The sequence below is a fragment of the Bradymonas sediminis genome (assembly GCF_003258315.1).
In the GTDB taxonomy this organism is placed as follows: domain Bacteria; phylum Myxococcota_A; class Bradymonadia; order Bradymonadales; family Bradymonadaceae; genus Bradymonas; species Bradymonas sediminis.
Genome location: NZ_CP030032.1, coordinates 3315620 through 3335036, shown reverse-complemented (window position 1 = coordinate 3335036; position 19417 = coordinate 3315620). Strand labels below are relative to the sequence as shown.

General features: G+C 58.9%; 13 protein-coding genes and 1 tRNA gene. 12 read left to right on the top strand and 2 right to left on the bottom strand.

All coding sequences use genetic code 11. The features are described from left to right. Positions 1–21: 21 nt before the first annotated feature. Positions 22–2496 carry a BamA/OMP85 family outer membrane protein gene (locus tag DN745_RS12635; protein ID WP_111335341.1) on the bottom strand — a complete coding sequence of 825 codons (2475 nt, stop codon included), beginning with the start codon at positions 2494–2496 and terminating at the stop codon, positions 22–24. A 290-nt stretch (positions 2497–2786) separates the two neighbouring features. On the opposite strand from DN745_RS12635, the gene DN745_RS12625 reads away from it, so the two are divergent. Next, positions 2787–3410, top strand: coding sequence for a hypothetical protein (locus DN745_RS12625; RefSeq protein WP_111335338.1), 624 nt, complete (start codon positions 2787–2789; stop codon positions 3408–3410). Here DN745_RS12625 and DN745_RS12620 read toward each other — a convergent pair. Next, positions 3398–3952 (bottom strand): nucleotide exchange factor GrpE, encoded by a 555-nt coding sequence (locus DN745_RS12620; protein WP_162687647.1) that lies wholly within the window; start codon positions 3950–3952, stop codon positions 3398–3400. The genes DN745_RS12625 and DN745_RS12620 overlap by 13 nt on opposite strands. 397 nt (positions 3953–4349) lie before the next feature. Here DN745_RS12620 and DN745_RS12615 point away from each other — a divergent pair. The 11 genes from DN745_RS12615 to DN745_RS12565 all read left to right on the top strand — a co-directional run bounded on the left by DN745_RS12615 (position 4350) and on the right by DN745_RS12565 (position 19343). Then, positions 4350–4420, top strand: a tRNA-Cys gene (locus DN745_RS12615). Positions 4421–4621: 201 nt separating this feature from the next. Beyond that, a complete protein-coding gene (locus tag DN745_RS12610; RefSeq protein ID WP_111335334.1) occupies positions 4622–4996 on the top strand; it encodes a response regulator in 375 nt (124 codons plus the stop codon). 78 nt (positions 4997–5074) lie between these two features. Then, positions 5075–6835, top strand: coding sequence for a hypothetical protein (locus tag DN745_RS12605; protein ID WP_111335333.1), 1761 nt, complete (start codon positions 5075–5077; stop codon positions 6833–6835). Between the two features lie 26 nt (positions 6836–6861). Further along, complete coding sequence (locus DN745_RS12600; RefSeq protein ID WP_111335331.1) at positions 6862–7923, top strand: lysylphosphatidylglycerol synthase transmembrane domain-containing protein; 1062 nt, start codon at positions 6862–6864, stop codon at positions 7921–7923. 257 nt (positions 7924–8180) lie between these two features. Next, positions 8181–10937 carry a putative metal-binding motif-containing protein gene (locus tag DN745_RS12595; protein WP_111335329.1) on the top strand — a complete coding sequence of 919 codons (2757 nt, stop codon included), beginning with the start codon at positions 8181–8183 and terminating at the stop codon, positions 10935–10937. A gap of 139 nt (positions 10938–11076) precedes the next feature. Continuing rightward, on the top strand, positions 11077–12486 hold the full coding sequence (locus DN745_RS12590; protein WP_111335328.1) for an RCC1 domain-containing protein: 1410 nt from the start codon (positions 11077–11079) through the stop codon (positions 12484–12486). 292 nt (positions 12487–12778) lie between these two features. Then, complete coding sequence (gene hrcA / locus DN745_RS12585; protein WP_111335326.1) at positions 12779–13819, top strand: heat-inducible transcriptional repressor HrcA; 1041 nt, start codon at positions 12779–12781, stop codon at positions 13817–13819. Positions 13820–14055: 236 nt separating this feature from the next. Beyond that, positions 14056–14838 (top strand): nucleotide exchange factor GrpE, encoded by a 783-nt coding sequence (grpE, locus tag DN745_RS12580; protein ID WP_133621864.1) that lies wholly within the window; start codon positions 14056–14058, stop codon positions 14836–14838. A 101-nt stretch (positions 14839–14939) separates the two neighbouring features. Continuing rightward, positions 14940–16769 carry a molecular chaperone DnaK gene (gene dnaK, locus DN745_RS12575; protein ID WP_111335323.1) on the top strand — a complete coding sequence of 610 codons (1830 nt, stop codon included), beginning with the start codon at positions 14940–14942 and terminating at the stop codon, positions 16767–16769. A gap of 155 nt (positions 16770–16924) precedes the next feature. Then, a complete protein-coding gene (gene dnaJ, locus DN745_RS12570) occupies positions 16925–18022 on the top strand; it encodes a molecular chaperone DnaJ (RefSeq protein WP_111335321.1) in 1098 nt (365 codons plus the stop codon). Further along, on the top strand, positions 18015–19343 hold the full coding sequence (locus DN745_RS12565; RefSeq protein ID WP_111335319.1) for a penicillin-binding protein activator: 1329 nt from the start codon (positions 18015–18017) through the stop codon (positions 19341–19343). The genes dnaJ and DN745_RS12565 overlap by 8 nt, the downstream gene beginning before the upstream one ends. Positions 19344–19417 lie beyond the last annotated feature (74 nt).

Sequence of the window (19417 nt, the reverse complement as noted above, 5' to 3'; positions counted from 1 at the left end):
TTCTCAGCGTGATACGATGCCTTAAAACGAATGTCCGATGCCGATAAAGAAGCTATAATCGAGGTTAAGTTGCTGGACGATCGGGTCGCGTGAGGCCGGTAGATACTCGCAATCACTGCGCCCCGATTGGCTGACGTTCTCGCGCACCCGGGCGAAGTCCCCGCAGATGCGAAAGCGCGGGTCATTTTGCAGGTCGTTGAGGGTGACCGCGAAGTCGGCGCGCACCGGGCCAACGGGGGTCAACCAAAACAGCCCCGCGCCAGCGCCGTTGATGAGGCTGGCGGCCACGCTCTCGAAAGTCGCCGTCCCTTCTTCGATGGTGGCGTTGGCCTTGGTGTCGAAATAAAATTGTTGGTTCAGCACGGTGGCGACGTCATAAAAGAGGACGCCCCACAGGTCGCCGAGCCCGAAGAGGCTCTCGGCCAGCTCAAAGCGTGGTTCAATCGATGCCTCGAAGACCGTCATGCCGCCGATCGGGATCACCTCGACCGCGCGGATATCACCGGGGATGGTCGGGTTAAAGGCGGCGACTCGGAAATACGAGAGGTTATTGCGCCCCAGGCCGCGAAGGCTTGCGGCGCCGCCGGCGTAGAATCGGTTCTCGATGGGCACCGAGCGCGCGCGCAGGTTGCCGGAGGAGTCCCGTCGTGTCGGCTCGGTATTATAGATGGCCCCGGCCCGAAAACGCCCGGCGAGCACCCATTTCGTGAGCAGGTGGAACGGCACGTAGGCCTGGTTGCTCCACGATACTTTTAAGAAATCAAATTCACCGCCGGCCAAAAACGAGCCCGCCTCTTGCAGCGAGAGGGCGGTCAGAAAGCCCGCGGTCGGGTTAAACGGGTCATCGCGAAGGTCGAGCGTCGCGCGCTGCTCCAGGCTCTCGAGCAAATAACTCGGCTCAAATCCCTGCCCGAGCTCCGGGGTCGTGAGCAAGGACTCGCCGACGTCGGCATATTTAAAATAGGAGAGCTGGTAGTTCAGCTCGAGGTTGAGATGGCGAAAAAAGCGCCGCTCCACGCCGACGGTGAATTGGGGGTTCCACACCGTATAGCCGACTTCGACCTTACGCTTCAGGCTTAGCGAGGACTTTAAGGTGGTCAGGCGCTCAAAGAATTGCGGCTGGCGAAATTCGAGGCGACTCTCCAGGAAGACCCCCTCGTTCGAGGCGTCGGAGGTGCCGCCGAGCGAGAATGGGTTGGACAGGCTAAAGCTGGAGTCGTTGGAGGCCCACGCATAACCGGCGGTGTTGAAATGCTCGAGCCGGCGCAGGCCACCCAAGAAATTCTGGCTCGACCAGTTGGCCAGCCCGTGAATATCGGAGCGGTTGGTCCCGACCGATACACCGGCGCCGACCTCCACATTCCAGAGGCGCGCCTCTTTGACGCGCACGATGATCGGCACATCGCGCGACAGTTCGGTGCGCGACTCGGCTTGTTCCTGGGCCGCGGCGAGGAGTCCGGAGATCCCCATCATGCCCATGTCTTCGTCGTCGTCCTCGTCGTCTTCTTCCTCGTCGACATAGATATCGGCGTTCGAGCCGGAGCCGTCGGCGCCGGGTTCGCTGTCGGAGTCGGCGGCGTCTTCGCGCTCCAGCGCGACCTCTTCTTTGCTGATTCCGGCTTCTCTGAGCAGCTCGTCGGATGCTTCGTGGGCGGGCAGCACGCTGACCAGGCTAAAGACGCCCATATCGTAGATATCGGCCTGGGCGCGGTCGAGCTCGCGCGCTGAATAATCCACTCCCTGCTTGATGGCCAGGGCTTCGCGGATAAAGCGGGTGTCGATCTCATCGTTGCCGATAATATGCACTTCGCCGAAGACCGCCTGCGGGCCGGGGTCCAGGAAGTACTGAACCTTGGCCGACTGGGTTTGCGGGTCGATGACCACGCGCCCGCTGATGCGCGCATAGGCGAAGCTTCGCAGCTTCAGCCGGCTGACCAGGGTGTTGCGCATCTCGATATATTTTTCCTGAGTGAACACCTCGCCGACCTTGAGCTGCAGGTCGCGCAGCACCTCTTCTGAGATGCCCGGCTCAAGCGCTTCAAGCCCCTCTACATTGAGCTCCGTGACCCGCGTCGGAGTGCCCTCCGCGATCGTGATGCTGATGCGAACTTCCTCATTTTTGGCGGATTGCGAGATGCTCTTATTGACGATGCGCGCGTTGAAATAGCCGCGCATGCTATAAAAGGTCTTGATGCGCTCGACGTCGCGGCGCCAGTCGATCTGATTATAGTAGGAGTGCTCCGCGCCCAGGATGGGCATCCAGGGGATCGACGCGCGCCACCCGGGATCTTTCTGAGTCGCCAGTCCCTTTTTGATGGTGTCGGCGTCGAATTTCTCGGTCCCCTTTATCTCGAAGGACTTCACCCGGAAGGTGGTTTGCCCCGGACTCATCACCGCGCCCTTATCGCGTGCCGAGTCGCTGCTTGCGCAGCCGCTCGTCGAAATCGCGATGGCGAGGAGCGCCCAGAGCGCCGGATGGAAGGTCGATAATTTCATCAATAATAATTCAAAAAATTGGTGCGTGTATTGGAGCGGCCGCGCCCATCATAGAGGCGAGATTCTAAGAACTCAGATTTGTACACGCAACCCGGTTCCATAAGGGTAGGCACGCTACGCCAAAAGAAGAGACGCGTCACTTTATAAGACAAAATTCCGCCGAAACCGTCCCGGCGGCGATCGCTTTGGTTGCGCTCCTTGTTGCTTCCGCTATAGAAGTGCACCCGATAATTGATTTATCGTTCACGCCTAATAATACGAGTTTGAGCTAACCTCTTTGGAGCGTTGTTATGAAAGATTATCTGTTCAATCTTAAGGGTCGCATTAATTTGGTGGTGGTTGCCCGGCGCGTGATGGCCCTGGCGGCGTTGACCCTGGTGCTGGGAATGTCGAATTACGCCCAGGCCGGCGGGCCGATGGGGCGCACCCTTGGCGTCGGACTCGCCCTTGGCAACCCGACCAGTTTCACCGGCAAATATCATGTTAGTGACAGCGAAGCTATCGATGTCCACCTGGGGCTCTTCCATAGCTATGGGCGTTCCTATTGGGGCAACTCCCTATTTCTGGGCGGCGACTATCTCTTCGACCTGTGGACCTTCGTAGAGAACGGTTCGATCACGGTTCCGTTCTATGCAGGGCCAGGTCTCGGGCTGCTCTTCGACACCCGCGACTATCGCGACTGTCGTTATAGCGACCGCTTCCGCTGTGGTGACTACGGCTATTATGACTTCGGCTTCGGCCCGAGAATGCCAATTGGCGTGGGCATTGAGTTCAACAACGCGCCGTTTGAGCTTTTCTTGGAGATGACCCCCAGTATGATGATTCTGGTGCGCGACGCGAATTACGGTGACCGGGTTTCGGTGCGCTTTGATATCCCGAACTTCGCGCTGATCGCGCGCTTTTATTTCGAGTGATTCTCGGGCGCGGCGACGGACACCGCCGCCGCGCGTAACACGCGGTCCTTATGCCCATAACCCGGGCGAAGGCACTCGACGATATGGCCCGGCGCGACGCGCTGGGCCTCTTCGTTTTCTTGGGCTACGACCGCCACCGCCTCGTGAAGATTGGGGTCAAACGCGGTTCCGGCCTCTGGCGCACAGCGCACAATCCCGTGTTGCTTCAGCACGGTGTCGAACTCCTGGCGGACCAGCTTTAGCCCGTCGCGCAGCGCATCATCGACCCCGCCTGCGCCGGCCTGCTCCGCCGACGCCGCCGCCATATCCAGAGCGTCGAGCACCGGCAAAAGATCCGCGGCAAAGTCCAGGTGCCCGAATGTATTCGCGTCCACCAGCTTGCGCCGCAACCGACCCACATATTTGTCATGCTCACCGCTGAGTTCATCGAACTTCTGACGACTCAACGCACGCAGATGCGCCGCATTCTGGCGTCCCTGATAAGCCAGCCAACCCAGAACGCCCGCGGCGATCAACACGAAGAAGAATAGTGTTTCGAACAAGTGCGACTCCTGATTAATGCTCCAGTTCCCGGGATTGTTGTAGCCGGTTTGGGGGGCTCTGTGTAGGTTCGAGTTTTCGCGGGCGCGGCCATCGCAATCTTCGCGGGCGGCGTGGATATCCTATTGTCGCCTTTCGAAGATCCAGCTTTTGCACCTGATTCATCGTGGGCGCGTAGTTTTGTGAGCGGTCCGAAGCGTTTGTTTTTCGGGGCGCGACTTTCAGGTGTCCCGGCTAAGGTTATGATATATATGGGTAATTTCTGGGGTGTTTTTAGATGGTTGATTTCTCGGGCAATCTCAAGCCTGAATCGCGATTGGGTTAAAACGAAATCTGCGCACAAAAACATAAAAATGAGTTGACACACGCTGAATCTGCGTGCTAATCAAAGCGCCCGCTGGCGGCGTAGCCAAGTGGTAAGGCAAGGGCCTGCAAAGCCTTGATCACCGGTTCAAATCCGGTCGCCGCCTTATTGATTTATAAGGCTTTATAAAAGTCCCCGATGACCTCATGTCATCGGGGACTTTTTTTTGATTAAATTTCTTGGCGCTACCGGGCGAGGTCTTGGAAATCTGGCCGTTTGTTGAATTGACGCCGACGGCGTTTCGCGCCTATCGTAACTTCGTCTAATACGCAGTAGATTTCGCAGTAGTGCTCAAGGAGGCACGCGGATGGAGCCCACGCGCAAAATAATGATCCTCGATGATAATATTCTCGAGGTAATGGAAGTCGAAGAGTACCTCACCGAAGGGGGCTATCAGGTCGTGACGCTCTCCTCGCCGCATGGGGTGCTCTCGAAGATCGACTATGAGCAACCCGAAATCCTGCTGGTGGATATGCAGATGCCGCGGCTCAATATGGATGAGCTGCTGCGCGACCTGCATGGCTCCGCGGATTATGAGGACCTGGTGATTGTGATCTTCAGTGATATGAAGGCCGAAGCATTGCAGCAATATTGCATTAATAACGGCATCAATGGTTATTTTTGCCGCTCGATGGATGTGTCTCAGATCGCCAAATTTCTCGATAATTTCTACGAGATTTAACGCGGCGCCCGCGAAGATAGAAATGCTTTATTCCGGCGAATCAGCATCTATGGCTCGACTCTAATAAGGAGCACTCTGATGGATGAATTTGTGGAAGACTCGCAGCAAAACGACGCGAAGGAAGCCTCGACGACTGTTTGGATTATGGTGAACCGCTCCACGCGGGAGTCCGCCTTCGAGGCCGTGGCCGAGCGGCTGCGCGCCGACGGCGTGGACACCCAGATCGTGACCTTGAGCGATGTCATCGGCTCGGTCGCCCGCGACGCATTCGCCGGCGGCGCCGAGCGCGTGTTGCGCGGGCTGCGCGTGGCGTTTCAGGGGCGCGGGCTTGAGGAAGACTTCCTCGGCGCGGTGCGTCGTGCCCGTCCGGATATTCTCGCCGTAACCAACCCGCGCTACGCGCGCGCGCTTGGACTGCTTGAATCCCTCTCGGGCATCAGCACGCTGCAGGTTGGCATCTTACCCGATTATAATCTGTCGACCGATTGGATTAACAGCTCCTTGCAGGCGTTCGTGGTTCCGACCGAAGAGCATCGCGGGCGCCTGGTCGCCAACGGTCTGCTCGGCGAGCGCGTGTTGGTGGCGTCTCCGGCAATTGAGGCCGGGTTCGCCGAAGATATTGACCGCGCTAAAGCCCGCAAAGACCTTGGGTTCGGAGACGAGCAGGTCGTGCTGGTGCGCGCGGACTCCTTCCCGCTGCAGATGGTCGAGAAGATCGTCTTTCAGGCGAAGATGGTCGAAGGGGCGGTGCGCTTTATCTTCCACCATAATGGCGACGGCGCCTGCGCTGCGGCGCTTCGGCGCGCGGCAGACCAGCACGCATTTGCGGCCGGCATGTTTGGTAAAGTGTCGGATTTGCAGCGCTTTGTCGCGGCGAGTGACCTCGTGATGGCGCCGCCTTCCGACCCCTATGTGGCCGAGACGCTCGCCCTGGGCCGACCGATCTTATTTGTCGGCGGCGAAGACAGCGGTGCGGCGCAGGCGGAGTTCTTGAGTGAGGCGGGCGCAGCGCGTTATGTGCTCGATGTCCTTCGGCTCAGCAGCGAAATTGAGCGCATGCTTGAGCCCCAGACGCTGAGCAGCGCGACCGAGGCTGCGGTTTCGGTTGGCCAGCAAGACGGTAGCGCTCAGACGGCCGCGGCCCTGATGATTGCGCTTGAGAACGCCGACGCCTGGCTTCACGAGCCGACCCCGGATGCCGCAAAGAAGGCGGCGAAAGTGGGAGGCGCTGATGCCGATTCCGCGCGCCAAGAGCCTGCCTCAAGCGGACCGTTTGAGACGATCGGCAACGGGCGGAGCACCTCGACAGAGTCCTCCTCGCCCGCGCATGCCGGCACTGCGCAGGACGACGCGTCCGGTAGCATTCGCGATGCGGAGCCGCCCGCGCGAAAACGCAGCTTCACCGGCATTTCAGTGGCCGAAGCCAAGGACCAACTCGCCGAGTTGATCCTGATGGAGCGCGACTTTGAGCGGCGCCTCGGCGAGGCGGAGAAGCAGCGCAAGCGCTGGGAGAATCGCCTGGAGCTCGCCATCGAATGGAAGGAAACCGACCTCGCCGAGGAGGCGCGCGACATGCTCGCGGGATTCGTCTCCGACGTACATTCGCTTCAGCGCGACCTCGACGATGTGCGAAACCAGAAGAGCAAGCTCAAGCGCGCCGCCCAGGGCTCATCTGGTTCGGGTTCGTCGCGCTCCGCGTCCGAGCCGCGCGCATTATTAGGCGATGGCTCCAGCGATCGCCGCGACCCCCGGGAGGTCGAGGACCGGTTCCGGAAGATGGAACTCGACCGCGACCTTGATGACCTCAAAGACAAGCTCAACCGCGATTTCGGTGACTGATTGTCTGTTCTATAGATCGACTCTTTATGCGCCGTTTTGCAGTCTATTTTATCATCGCCAATATCATCGGCGGCTTCTTCTTGTGGCTCGCCAGTCGCTCGCTACCCCTCGATCATATTAGTGCCTATCTAAAGGGCGCCGACCTTGGCCATCTTGGCCTGTGGGCCGGCGTCTTTTTGGCGATCTACTCCGTCTCCCATTGGGCGCGGGTCTATCGCTGGTCCTTTTTGGTGCGACCGCTCGACGAGTCGATTCCCCCGATGACGATTCATCGGGTTTGCGCCGTGGGGTTTACCGCAATTTTGTTGCTGCCGCTGCGCCTGGGCGAGTTGGTGCGCCCCTATCTATTGTCGCGGCGCACCGATCTGTCGTTGAGCGCGGTGCTCGGCACCACGGTCGTGGAGCGCGTGATTGACGGTCTGCTGATCACCGGCTTGCTCTTCGTGACATTGGCCTTCTATGACGGCTCGCACGAGACCGCGTTTGCGACCTATACCGGCATTATTTCAGCCCTAATCTTCGTCCCCGCCTTGCTCGTCTGCATCCTCACCTTTTGGCGAAAAGAGTGGATGATCACGAATCTTCGCCGCATCGGGAGCCTGGTTTCGGCGGGGATCACCGCGAAACTTTTGGGACTTCTGGACGATTTTATCGAGGGCTTTCGAGGGCTCCTTAAGGCCGATTATCTCGGGCGATTTATCGGAATCACTGCGCTCTATTGGTTCACTAATATCGCGTCGATGTGGGTTTTCGCGAGCATGGGCTTTGGCCTGGAGCTCTCGCTGTGGCAGATGACCACGGTGCTGCCGATTCTGGTCATTGGGATTATGATCCCGGCCGGCCCCGGAATGGCCGGCAATTTCGAGTTCTTTATGGCCCGCGGCATCGCGCTATTTTTGGCGATTGACGTGGCCGAGGTTGGCGCAAAGGTCGCTGTTTTTGCGGCCACCGTGCACGTGCTTCAATTCCTGGCGATCATCATCCCGGGCTTTGTTGTGATGTGGACCGACCCCGAAGCGCGCCACCTTATTCGTCTGTCGAGCGAGGCGGAAGAAGAGAGCCCGAGCGCCGAAGACGCCCCCGCCTAAATCCTCTCCATCGCATCTCTCTTAACCTCGCAACCGGGCGCTCTTCGCGTCGGTTTTGCGCTGAAGTGCGCGCTGGGTATGCTTGCATTACGTTCAGTCGGCTGATAGCTTTGGACGCATATCTGTATAGACAATTTGGGTCGCGCGTTGTGCCAAACGGGTCGAAGTTTGCGGTGGCCGTATTGTGACGTCTTGATGGCGTTTCATGCGTTCGGTTCTGCGAATTTTCGTTCACTAATGTTTGGGAGGACGTCGCAATGAAACAGGTCAGCCAATATTTTCTGATGAGCTGCATTCTTTTGTGTCTGGGAGTCGTTGGGGGTTGTGGTGGTGATGGTGACGCGACCCGCGAAGGCGAGAATACGGTCGAGGTGGACGGTGACGTGAGCGGTGGCGGCGACGATGCGGGGGATGACGCCTCGGGCGACTCGGAGCAGGAAGGTGACCAGCGTATCTGCCCTGAGGAACAGTCATTTTGTGGCGTTAGCTGCGTCGATACCCAGACAAGTGCGGACCATTGCGGGCGTTGTGACGCTAAATGTACCGCTCCCGAGAATGCGACGGCATCGTGCGTCGAGGGCGGGTGCGAATATCAGTGTGAGGCCGGATTTTCGGATATTGACGGCGACCTGCAGGTTCCCGGCGGCACGGGTTGCGAGCGTGAGTGCATCCCGAGCAACGGCGGCGTCGAGATCTGTGACGGTCTCGACAATAATTGCGACGGTTTGGTGGACGAATCGTTCCCGACGCTTGGGGAGGAGTGCTCTGTCGGCGTAGGCGCCTGTGCGCAGACCGGAGTCTATATCTGCAGCGATGCCCAGGACGGCGTGGTCTGTGACGCGACGCCCGGGGAGCCCGAGGACGAGATTTGTGGCGACGAGATCGACAATAATTGCGACGGCCAAGTAGATGAAGATGAGGCCGTCGACGCCTCCACCTGGTTTAAAGACGCCGACGGGGATGGATATGGTGACGCGTCTCTAACCCTCGTGAGCTGTTCACAACCCGCGGGCTACGTTGATCAAGACGGGGATTGTGACGACACCAAGTCAGGGGTGAACCCCGGCGCCGACGAAGTCTGTGATGGGGTCGATAATAATTGCGATGGCCAGGTGGATGAAGATGAGGCCGTCGACGCGCCCACCTGGTTCAGGGACGCCGATGGGGATAGCTACGGTGACGCATCGATAGCCCTCGTAAGTTGTGCGCAGCCCACGGGTTATGTCGACCAAGACGGGGATTGTGACGACGCCAAGGCGGCGGTGAATCCGGGCGTCGCTGAGGTCTGCGATGGGATCGATAATAACTGCGATGGCCGCGTCGACGAAGATTCAGCGATCGACGCGTCGACCTGGTTTAGAGACGCCGACGGGGATGGGTATGGCCTCGCAACTGACACGCGAGCGAGTTGCTCCAAGCCCGCCGGATATATTGCCCGAGATGGTGATTGTGATGACACCAAGGCGGCGGTGAATCCAAGCGCAGATGAGGTCTGCGATGAGATCGATAACAATTGCGATGGGCGTGTCGATGAGGATGAGGCCGTCGGCGCGCCGGTATGGTTTAGGGATGCGGACGGTGACGGTTTTGGTGTTGCCTCGAGCACGCGCGCGAGTTGTTCGCAGCCTGCAGGTTATGCGGGTGTCATTGGCGATTGTAAGGATACTGACGCCGCGGTCTATCCGGGGGCGCCCGGTCAATGCGATGGCAAGGACAACGATTGCAATGGGGAGATCGACGAGGTTCGGCTGATCTCGGATAGTCCGCCGAGCGTTGCGCTGGCGGGGCGCGTTACAAACTCAAATCCTCCCAAAATCATGGCGGTTCCGACCCACGAAGACGATAGTTTCTGTGCAGCACATTTGGACGGCACGAACGTTATCTTCTCGCGCGTCGACGCCGCTGGGGGCTACGATAGCGCCACGCGTACGCTCTCGGGAGCACGCTTTATTTTGGACATTGATTGGATAAAGGGGGTGGGCCAGGCTCCCGGATATTGCGCGGCGCTTATTGGGGGGACTTGGTATAATTCAATCACCCAGCAAACGCTTAATACGCTGACGCTGGCTGAGTGGTCTCCGGGGAACACGGATATCACAGCGCACGACGTATCTCCTTATCATGAGCCGGCGACGTCAACTTATGGGAAGTTTTCGGCGGCATTATATCATCTGACAGCGCCGTCGAATTGCACGAGCGGGTGTGAGCCCTATTGGTATGTCGCGTTCGTCGAGGAGAAGACTTCGTCGACCTTCAGGCTCGTGACGGCTCGACAAGTCGCGGGGTATCAATCGGATTTCCGATTCACCGGGCGACTTGTCGTGGACGACTCGCTCTCCCAAAACGTGGACGTGGCGCTCGGGGCGAGTCCAAAGTCCGGCGATGATATGATGCTCGTCTGGTATAGCACGACCGGTAATCGCTGGCAGATTGCTGGGTTCGGCGACATGCGAGGTAATTGGGCGGAGCCTCCCATAATCTATAATAGCGTTAACGATCCTTCAAAGCGCTACGCGCATCCGCGAATCCACGTGAGCTACGGCTTTGCTCGTCCAGGCATGTTCCCGCTGAGCGACACCAGATATTATATTTCGCTGGCAAATTCGTATTCGAGCATCGTGCGAGTGTACCAAATCATCGGTCAAGACGGCACACAGCACTATGTCCGAGGCAATTGGGCCGATCTTCCGATGTCTGGCAATTCGAAATATATTGGGCGTCATTTAATGGCTCCGAATATTACGGGGGTTGACGTGAACCAAACGGCACATATTGGGTGGTTTATTCAGCCCTACGATGACCATTTTTACCGAATGACCTGGTGGCGGGGTTTTATTCAGTGTCCGTTTGGGAGCTGCGATTCACGACTTCACTTTAATCAATTTACCAACCCGAATTTCGACACCGGAGATGAATACCTGTCGGTTCGCCGCACCGATTCGTATATCCAGACGCTCCGGCTTACGAAGACCAACCCCGCGACGGTGGTCATCGACGAGTTTACTTGTCACTAACCTCGCGCACCCCAACTCTTGGAATTCGAGTTGGGGTGCTGCCTGGCAGCGAGAAGTCGCAGCATTGTATTCGCAGTTGAGTTAGGGCCGAAAACAGGCTCAGTGGTCGTATCTATCCCCAAACTTGACGGTTCGAACCATGGCAATTCAAGTCGCCCGAAGCCCGCGTTTTCCCTTCATTGTCGTTCTCCTGCTCGGTTTTACGACCCCGCTAGCGGGTTGTGGACTCTATGAGGAAGCACCGCAATTTGCCGGCGCGTCGCTTCAGAGCGACTCCGACACAGAACGCGCTGAGTTCGACGGTGATTCAGGGGCCGGGCAGAAGTGCGATATAGCCTCGGATTGTCCTTTCTACGAGAATATGAAGGCGAGCTGCGTTGAGCGCATCTGCGTGTATCTCTGCGAGGATGGGTTTGTAGATCGAGATGGCGAACCATCTTCAAATGGGTGCGAATGCAAGGTTAGTGTTGAAGTCTGCGACGGTCAGGACAATGACTGTGATGGCCTAAGCGATAATGCTTTTAGGGGCGCAGTCATTGCAGTCGGCGGCGCCCATACCTGCGCTACCGACGCCTCGGGCTCGGTCTATTGTTGGGGCGCAAATAATTATGGTCAGCTCGGCATCGGTGAAGAGGCGTGGCGCTCCAGCCCGACGCTGTTGACCTCTTATCTGTCACCTCAGATAGACCAACTTGGCGCCGGAGAGGTTCATACCTGCGCGCTAAGCACTTCGAGTAAATCGCTGTGGTGCTGGGGGGCCAACGCGCACGGGCAGCTCGGCGATATGAGCACCGAGGACCGCGCCGAGCCGGCGTTGCTTGCACTCCCCACGCCGCCTCGTCGACTTGCCGTGGGTAAGAGTCACTCCTGCGCGCTTGATACCGCGGGGACGCTCTATTGCTGGGGCGATAATCGGGCGGGCCAATTGGGGGTGTCGGGCGGTGAGTCAAGCGTTACGATTCCCACCCAGGTCGCAAGTGAGCGCGCTTTTCACGAGGTGGCTGCGGGCAGGCAGCATACCTGTGGGCTCACGGTCGATGGCGCCGCATATTGCTGGGGCGATAACACGCGCGGCCAACTTGGAACCGGAGACTCCAACGCCACGTCCGGCGAGACTGCGCCTGGCGCCCTACCTATATCCAATGACTTTGAGGCCATCGCGGCGGCTGATGATTCGACCTGCGGCTTGCATACCAGCGGCGCCGTTTATTGTTGGGGCGCGGGCGAAAGTGTGCCGCGCCCGTTTATGGACGGGCAGGGCGGCCTCGTCGACTTCCTGGGCGCGCAAATCGCCGTCGGTGCAAGCGCTCAATTCTGTGCGACGACCCCCGAGAGCAGCTTGCTTCGCTGTGGTGAAGTTGGCTCCGCAATCGATCCATCTCAGAGCAACGCGGACCAGCTTGTAGCGCTCGCCGGCGGGTTCGACCATTTTTGCGCGATTGATGTGCATGGCGCGGTTTATTGTTGGGGGAATAATATTGCGGGGCAACTCGGCAACGGTTCGCTCGGTGGCGGGAGTTCTGCTCCGCTGCGCGCTTCGTGCGAGTAGGCGTTGCCGCGCGGTGTCGGCGCTCCCCCTCGACGTTCAACTTCCTGCCGGGGCGATTTCAACGGCCCCACTCTCGACAGCCATATCACCCGCGGTTAGGATAGCGCGCCCGGTGGGCGAGCGGCTCCGGTTTTGCTATGTTTTGTGGCGGCGCCGGAATTTTTTGTCGCCTATAGTGCTTCTGGAATGCGCGTCTAATCGACCCCGTCGAAAGCGCGCTATCCGCACCCGCCGAACCTCCAAGAATACACGATTTTAGAGGCATGCATCGATAGAGGATCGCATCGTGGAAATGCTCACTGACAGGCAAAAAAAGATTCTATCGCGGGTTGTCGAGGCATTCGCCACGCACGGTGAACCCGTCTCGAGCGCAGCCGTCGCGCGCGCGCCCGGGATCGGGCTGAGCTCGGCGAGCATCCGAAACGTCATGGCCCAACTCGAAGAGCAGGGTGTGCTCTTTCAGCCGCATACCTCCGCCGGTCGTGTCCCTACGCCCGCGGGCATGCGCTATTATGTGAATTATCTCGACGAGCAAAACCTACTTCACCGCCACAACGACCCGCTCAGCGTCGAATTTGAGCGTGAGTTTAGCAGCCTTGGAAACCCCATCGGCAACGCCGCGCAGCGCGCCGGCGAGTTGCTCAGCCGCCTCTCTTCGTTGACCAGCATTGTGTCCATGAGCGGGCTCAATCATATGCGCCTCAACGATATTAAATTATCGTTGCTAAGCGATCATCGTGTCCTGGTGATTTTGGTCGCTCAAGACGCCCGCGTTTTTCATCGCGTTGTGCACCTGAGCGAGACCATCGACCGACGTCTCTTGGGCCAGATTCAGAACTACCTCAGCGAATTGGTCGACGGTCAGACTCTCGCCCAGCTCAGCCAGCGGGTGCGCGACGAGCGCCGACTCGCCCAGGCAAATTATCTCGATTATGTCCGCGCAGCCCTCGAAATCGGCAATAAGGTTTTGGAGGATACTCCCGGCCCGCAACTTCATGTTGAGGGGCGATTGCATATCTTGGAGCAGCGCGAATTCAGCACCGATATCGATCGCATGCGCGAGTTGTTGCGTGCCCTCGCCGAGACCGAGCATATGGTCGAGCTGCTCGACAGGATCTGTGAGACCCGCCAATCCCAGGCATTGATTGGCCCCGAGCTGGGCTGGGACCTGGGCGACGATTTGAGCCTGATTATTTGTGACTATTATCGTGGTGACCAACCGATGGGTGTGGTCGGCGTTTTAGGCCCGATTCGCATGAATTATGCCCGCGTCATTCCACTGGTCGATTATGCTGCGAGTGTGCTATCCAGAGAATTGGCCACAAATGGCTAAAATTAGCGTTTGCAAGGCGGTGATTCGCGCCCGGCGCGACGCGCGAAGGCGGCTATAATCTCGCTCATGATTTCGAACGAAATAATAATATTTTATCCATAGAATTTAACGATTACTTCCACTGACGGTTCCGGTCAGCCAGGGGTTGGTTTCGCCCATAACCTGCTGATAACGCGCATCTTCTTGGAAGGTAACGACATTGGGAGAATAGCATTTTGAGTAAGGAGAGCGATAACGTGAATAAAGATACGGTCGAACAATCCGAAGCCTCTGAGGTTGAAGGGCAAGAAGTCGCTGGCGACGAGGTCTCGTCCCAGGGGCAGGCGCCCAACGACGAGTTTAACTCGGTCGAAGACGTAGAGTCTGGCGACGATCATTTGGATGAACTTTTTTTGAGTCCCGATGAGGACTCGGAGGGGATTATTGAAATGGGTGAAGTCGACGAGATGTCCGACGACGTTCAGGCTGCAAACGCGGCTGAACTTCAAGCGCTTGAGGAGCGCGCTGAGGCGGCTGAAAAGGAGCGCGATGAGTTCAAGGAGCGCTGGATGCGCGCGACCGCAGACCTCGATAATTTGCGCAAACGCACGCGTCGCGAAAAAGACGAATTCCGCAAATACGGGCACGATAAATTCGCGCTCGAATTGATCCCGGTGGTCGATAACCTTGAGCGCGCGCTCGAGCACGCCGACAAGAGCCCGGACGCCGCCGGCATCATCGACGGCGTTCAGATGGTGTATCGCCAACTTATCGGCGCCCTGGAAAAACACGGCATTTTGGGCATCGAAGCTTGTGGCAGCAAATTCGACCCCGAGCATCACGAGGCGATTCAGCAGGTCGAGACCACCGAGCACGAGACCGGCACGGTCGTCGAGCAATACCAAAAGGGCTACTCGATTCACGATCGGCTTCTGCGTCCCGCGATGGTTTCGGTTGCAAAACGTACCTCCGACGGCAATAATAGCGCAAATGCCGAGGATAACTCGACTCCTGCCGACGATGAAAACGCCGGGGAGTAGAGTTTCGGGGAAAAGGCGGCGCGCACTCCGCCTATTTGAGGACTGCGCGCCTACGTGAATTTATCGCTACTGACTTTAAAAAATGAGCAGGTTCTAGCCACATGGGAAGAACGATTGGAATCGATCTCGGCACCACCAATAGTTGCGTGTGTGTTCTAGATGGCGACGAACATCTTGTCGTGCCGAACGCGGAGGGTGCGCGCACCACTCCGTCAGTTGTTGCGTTTAGCGAAAGCGGCGAGCGCATGGTCGGGCAGTTGGCCAAGCGCCAGGCGCAGGCCAACGCTGAGAATACGATCTATGCGGTCAAGCGCTTGATCGGTAAGCGTTTTAGCGACCCCGATGTCCAGAGCGCCGTGCCGGCGGTGGCCTACGAGATTATCGAGGCTGACAACGGTGATGCCTGGGTGCGCTCCAATAAGAAGACCTTCTCGCCCGCCGAGATCTCTTCTTTTATCCTGCGCGAGATGAAGCAGGTCGCCGAAGATTTTCTGGGCGAAGAAGTCACCGACGCGGTCATCACCGTCCCCGCTTATTTTGACGACGCTCAGCGTCAGGCGACCCAGAACGCCGGTAAAATCGCCGGCCTTCACGTGCTGCGTATCGTCAACGAGCCTACCGCGGCCGCGTTGGCTTACGGTTTCGGGCGCTCCAAAGAGATGGGGGATCAGACCGTCGCTGTCTACGATATGGGCGGCGGCACCTTCGATATCTCGATCCTGCAATTGGCGGAGGGACTCTTTAGCGTCCTGTCGACCGCGGGCGACACCTTTTTGGGCGGCGAAGACTTCGATAATCTGCTGATTGACTGGCTCGCCGCCAGCTTTGAGGAGCAGCACGGCATCGATCTGCGCAGCGATAAGATCGCGCTGCAACGCCTCAAAGAAGAGGCCGAGCGGGCCAAATGCGAACTGTCGACCAAAGAAAGTACCGACATCAGCTTGCCCTTTATCTATTCGGACGCCGACGGCCCTCGCCACCTCGAGGCCGTGGTCACGCGTGAGACGCTCGAATCCCTCGTCGCCCCGCTGATCGAGCGCTCCCTGGGGCCCTGCAAGCAGGCCCTGGCCGACGCGCACCTGGCGACCAGTAATATCGACACCGTCCTGTTGGTCGGCGGCATGACCCGCATGCCGTTGATTAAGCAGCGCGTGGCTGAATTCTTCAATATCGAGCCAGACGCGTCGGTTAACCCGGACGAAGTCGTCGCCATGGGCGCCGCCGTGCAGGGCAGCATCGCCCGCGGCGAGGTCACCGATGTCTTACTCCTCGACGTCACGCCGTTGACGTTGGGTGTTGAGACCGCCGGGGGGGTCTTTACCCCGCTCATTCCGCGTAACTCCACCGTCCCGTGCACCCGCTCCGAGGTCTTTAGCACCTCGGTCGACAAGCAGGGCGTGGTGCCCATCCATGTGCTCCAGGGCGAGCGCACGATGGCCGCCGATAATAAAAGTTTGGCCCGTTTTGAATTAGTTGGAATTCCGCCGGCCCCCCGAGGTGTTCCCAAGATCGAAGTCACCTTCATGATCGACGAGAACGGGTTGGTGACTGTGCGCGCCAAGGACCTCGGTTCCAATCATGAGCAGAGCATCAATATCGTCGCCGATGGTGGCCTTAGTGAAGCCCAAATCGCCAAGATGATTGAGGATGCTGCCAAATATGAGGCCCGCGACCGCGATCAACAAGAATTGACCGAAAAGCGCAACGAGGCCAAGGGTTTATTCTATTCAACCGAGCGCAGCTTCCAAGAGTTTGGCGACGCGCTGCCCGTCGGAGACCGCGAGAATATCGCCAACGATTTGGCCACCATTCGAGAACTTCTCGATGACGCCAATCTCGACGAACTCGCCGCAATCCTCGACAGCCTTGAGACTTCGGCCTATCGACTGGCCGAGGCCATGTATTCTTCGGGCACCGAAGACGAGGCCTAACTAAACCTGTCTCGTGATGCGCGTTTAACACAGGCTTGCACATTTTTTGCCGGGCAATTAAGCCGCCCTCACCCTGGCGTGGGTCTCCTCCCACCACGTGTTTGAGGGCGGCGATTTGCCCGTAATTCCTTTGTACCCTTTCCACAGTATCCGTCATGTCTATCGATCCGTATGAGGTCCTCGGGGTGTCCCGAGAGGCCGATTTGTCCGAAATCAAGTCAGCTTACCGCCGCCTGGCGATGAAGCATCATCCCGACAAAAATCCCGACGATCCCGAGGCTCAAGAGCGCTTTAAGGAAGTCGGACAGGCATATCAGATCCTGAGTGACGCCGATAAACGCGCGGCCTACGACCGCTTCGGGACCACCGACGGCTTCGGCGGCGCTGGAGCCCAGGGATTCGACGGGATGGGCGATATCTTCGACATCTTTAGCAGCATGTTCGGCGGCGGCGCGGGGGGCGGCCGGGGACGTCGCGGCGTGCGCGGCAACGATTTCCAGATGGAGATCGAGGTCAGCTACGTCGAGGCGGCCGAGGGCGTCACGCGCGAAGTCGAGATTCCGGCGTTTGTTGACTGTGAAACCTGCGATAAGACCGGCGCCGCGCCCGGGAGCAAAGTCGAGAGCTGCACCACCTGTGATGGGCGTGGACAGGTCCGCGTTCAAAACGGCTTCTTCTCGATGGTGCGCCCGTGCTCGCGTTGCGGCGGCAGCGGAAAATATATCCCCAAACCCTGCTCGGATTGCGACGGCAAGGGGATTCGCCAGATCGAAGAAACCCTCGAAGTCACCGTCCCCGCGGGCGTCGACACCGGTCAAAAGTTGCGCTGGACCGGTCGCGGTGGACCCGGCGCCGACGGAGGTCCCCCGGGCGACCTCTATATTGTCATCCGCCTCGAAGACCATCCGCTCTTCGAGCGCGATGGCAACGACGTAGTCTGTACCATTCCGATTAGCTTTACCCAGGCTGCCCTGGGCGGCAAACTTGAGGTCCCCACGCTCGCCGGCAAAGTCTCGATGACCATCCCCGCGGGAACCCAAACCGGCAAGACCTTCCGTCTTAACGACAAGGGCTTCCCCGCGCTGGGTGGACGTCGCCATGGCGACCAACTCGTGCGCGTCGTCGTCGAGACCCCGGTCAAACTCAATGACCGGCAAATCGAACTTCTCACCGAATTTGCCGAGGAAAGCGGCGAGGATGTTCATCCCGATCGTGCCGGCTTTTTTGACCGCATGAAGAAGCTCTTTGGTTAAGTCACATCCACAGTATTTTGTTTCAGCAGGGCGCACCTTCTCGGGTGCGCTCTGCCTATTTACGCTCGTTTTTTTCTGGGCCTCGTCGCTCTGCGCACAACAGCCTCCGACGAGCGCAAAGCCGGCGCCATTCGCGGTTGGCGTCGCGGTGCCTCTAAGCGGTGAATACGCTTCTCTCGGCAAGGCTGTCTTGGCCTCCGCCCAGGTCGCGGTCCAGGAGGGCGGCGGGCGCGTTGTCGTCCGCGATACCCTCGGTACGCCCGCCGGAGCCATCGCCGCGATCAACGCGTTGGCCAGTGACCCGGCGGTTTTGGCGGTGCTCGGGCCGGTCGGGCGTCGCGAATCCCTGGCCGCCGCGCGCGCCGCTCATCGTGCAGGCCTTCCTCTCTTCTCACTCGCCGGTGACCCGACGATCAACCCGGGGAGCGGTTGGGTTTTCCGGCTCAATCAATCGCCCTCGGAGCAAGCTTCGGGCCTGGCCCGTGCGGTGCGACAAGAGTTCGGTGAGGCTAAGCGGGTCGCGATTCTCTTTCCGGAGTCCCTCTACGGGCGCGAGGCCGCGCTCGGGTTTGGGGCGCAATTCGCGGCGCTTGGTGGCCAGGTGACCGCGCTCGCCAGTTACCCGGAGGACACCACAAATTTCAGAAAGCCCCTCGACGAATTGGTCGGGAAACGACTCAAGGTCGGCAAGCAGGCGCGCGTGGATAAGCGGCGCGCGGATCGCGACGGCTATGTGTCGATTCGTCGCAAAGGCGTCGTGGACTTTGACCTATTATTTATCCCGGACTCTCATGCGAATATCTCGCGAGTCTTGGCTTTTCTACCAGGCGTGGGGCTGCAAAATGGCGATGGCGGTGAGGGAGAGGCCGTCCAATTATTGGGCCTCTCCGCCTGGCAAGGCTCGTCGATGCGCTTAAGCGGCGCGCTCGCCGCGGGTGCAATCTACACGGATATTTTTGCCGTCGAGGCCGACGGCGGCAAGGCCCAGGAGTTTGAGCTGCTCTTCGAGGAAAAGACGGGCCGCCGTCCCGTTAATCTCGACGCTGTCGTCTTTGACGCTACCTGGATGCTCGCTAAGATCCTTCAGGAAATTCATGGAGATAGCTCTAATCAGCGCTTGGATTCCAAGGATGGGAAGCCCGACGCCCAGGCGCTCCGTGGCCGGCTACTGCACTTCATTCCGCGCGCTGGACTGCCCGGGGCGCGTGACACCTTCTTTGGGGTAACCGGCGAGTTGAGCTTTGGCCCCCAGGGCGCGCCCATCCGGCCCACGCGCCTCTATCAATTCGATATCGGCGGGAGCGTCGCCCCCTGGCGCTGAGCCCCCATAAAGTTGCGCGCCGCCGCGATGGCGATATCATCGGTGCGCCACGCTGCCCCATATTATCTTGGACA

Coding starts and splice junctions, on each gene's coding strand:
- DN745_RS12595 (WP_111335329.1), top strand. CDS start 8,181: ATGAAACAGGTCAGCCAATATTTTCTGATGAGCTGCATTCTTTTGTGT.
- dnaK (WP_111335323.1), top strand. CDS start 14,940: ATGGGAAGAACGATTGGAATCGATCTCGGCACCACCAATAGTTGCGTG.
- DN745_RS12625 (WP_111335338.1), top strand. CDS start 2,787: ATGAAAGATTATCTGTTCAATCTTAAGGGTCGCATTAATTTGGTGGTG.
- DN745_RS12590 (WP_111335328.1), top strand. CDS start 11,077: ATGGCAATTCAAGTCGCCCGAAGCCCGCGTTTTCCCTTCATTGTCGTT.
- hrcA (WP_111335326.1), top strand. CDS start 12,779: ATGCTCACTGACAGGCAAAAAAAGATTCTATCGCGGGTTGTCGAGGCA.
- dnaJ (WP_111335321.1), top strand. CDS start 16,925: ATGTCTATCGATCCGTATGAGGTCCTCGGGGTGTCCCGAGAGGCCGAT.
- DN745_RS12635 (WP_111335341.1), bottom strand. CDS start 2,496: ATGAAATTATCGACCTTCCATCCGGCGCTCTGGGCGCTCCTCGCCATC.
- DN745_RS12600 (WP_111335331.1), top strand. CDS start 6,862: ATGCGCCGTTTTGCAGTCTATTTTATCATCGCCAATATCATCGGCGGC.
- DN745_RS12610 (WP_111335334.1), top strand. CDS start 4,622: ATGGAGCCCACGCGCAAAATAATGATCCTCGATGATAATATTCTCGAG.
- DN745_RS12605 (WP_111335333.1), top strand. CDS start 5,075: ATGGATGAATTTGTGGAAGACTCGCAGCAAAACGACGCGAAGGAAGCC.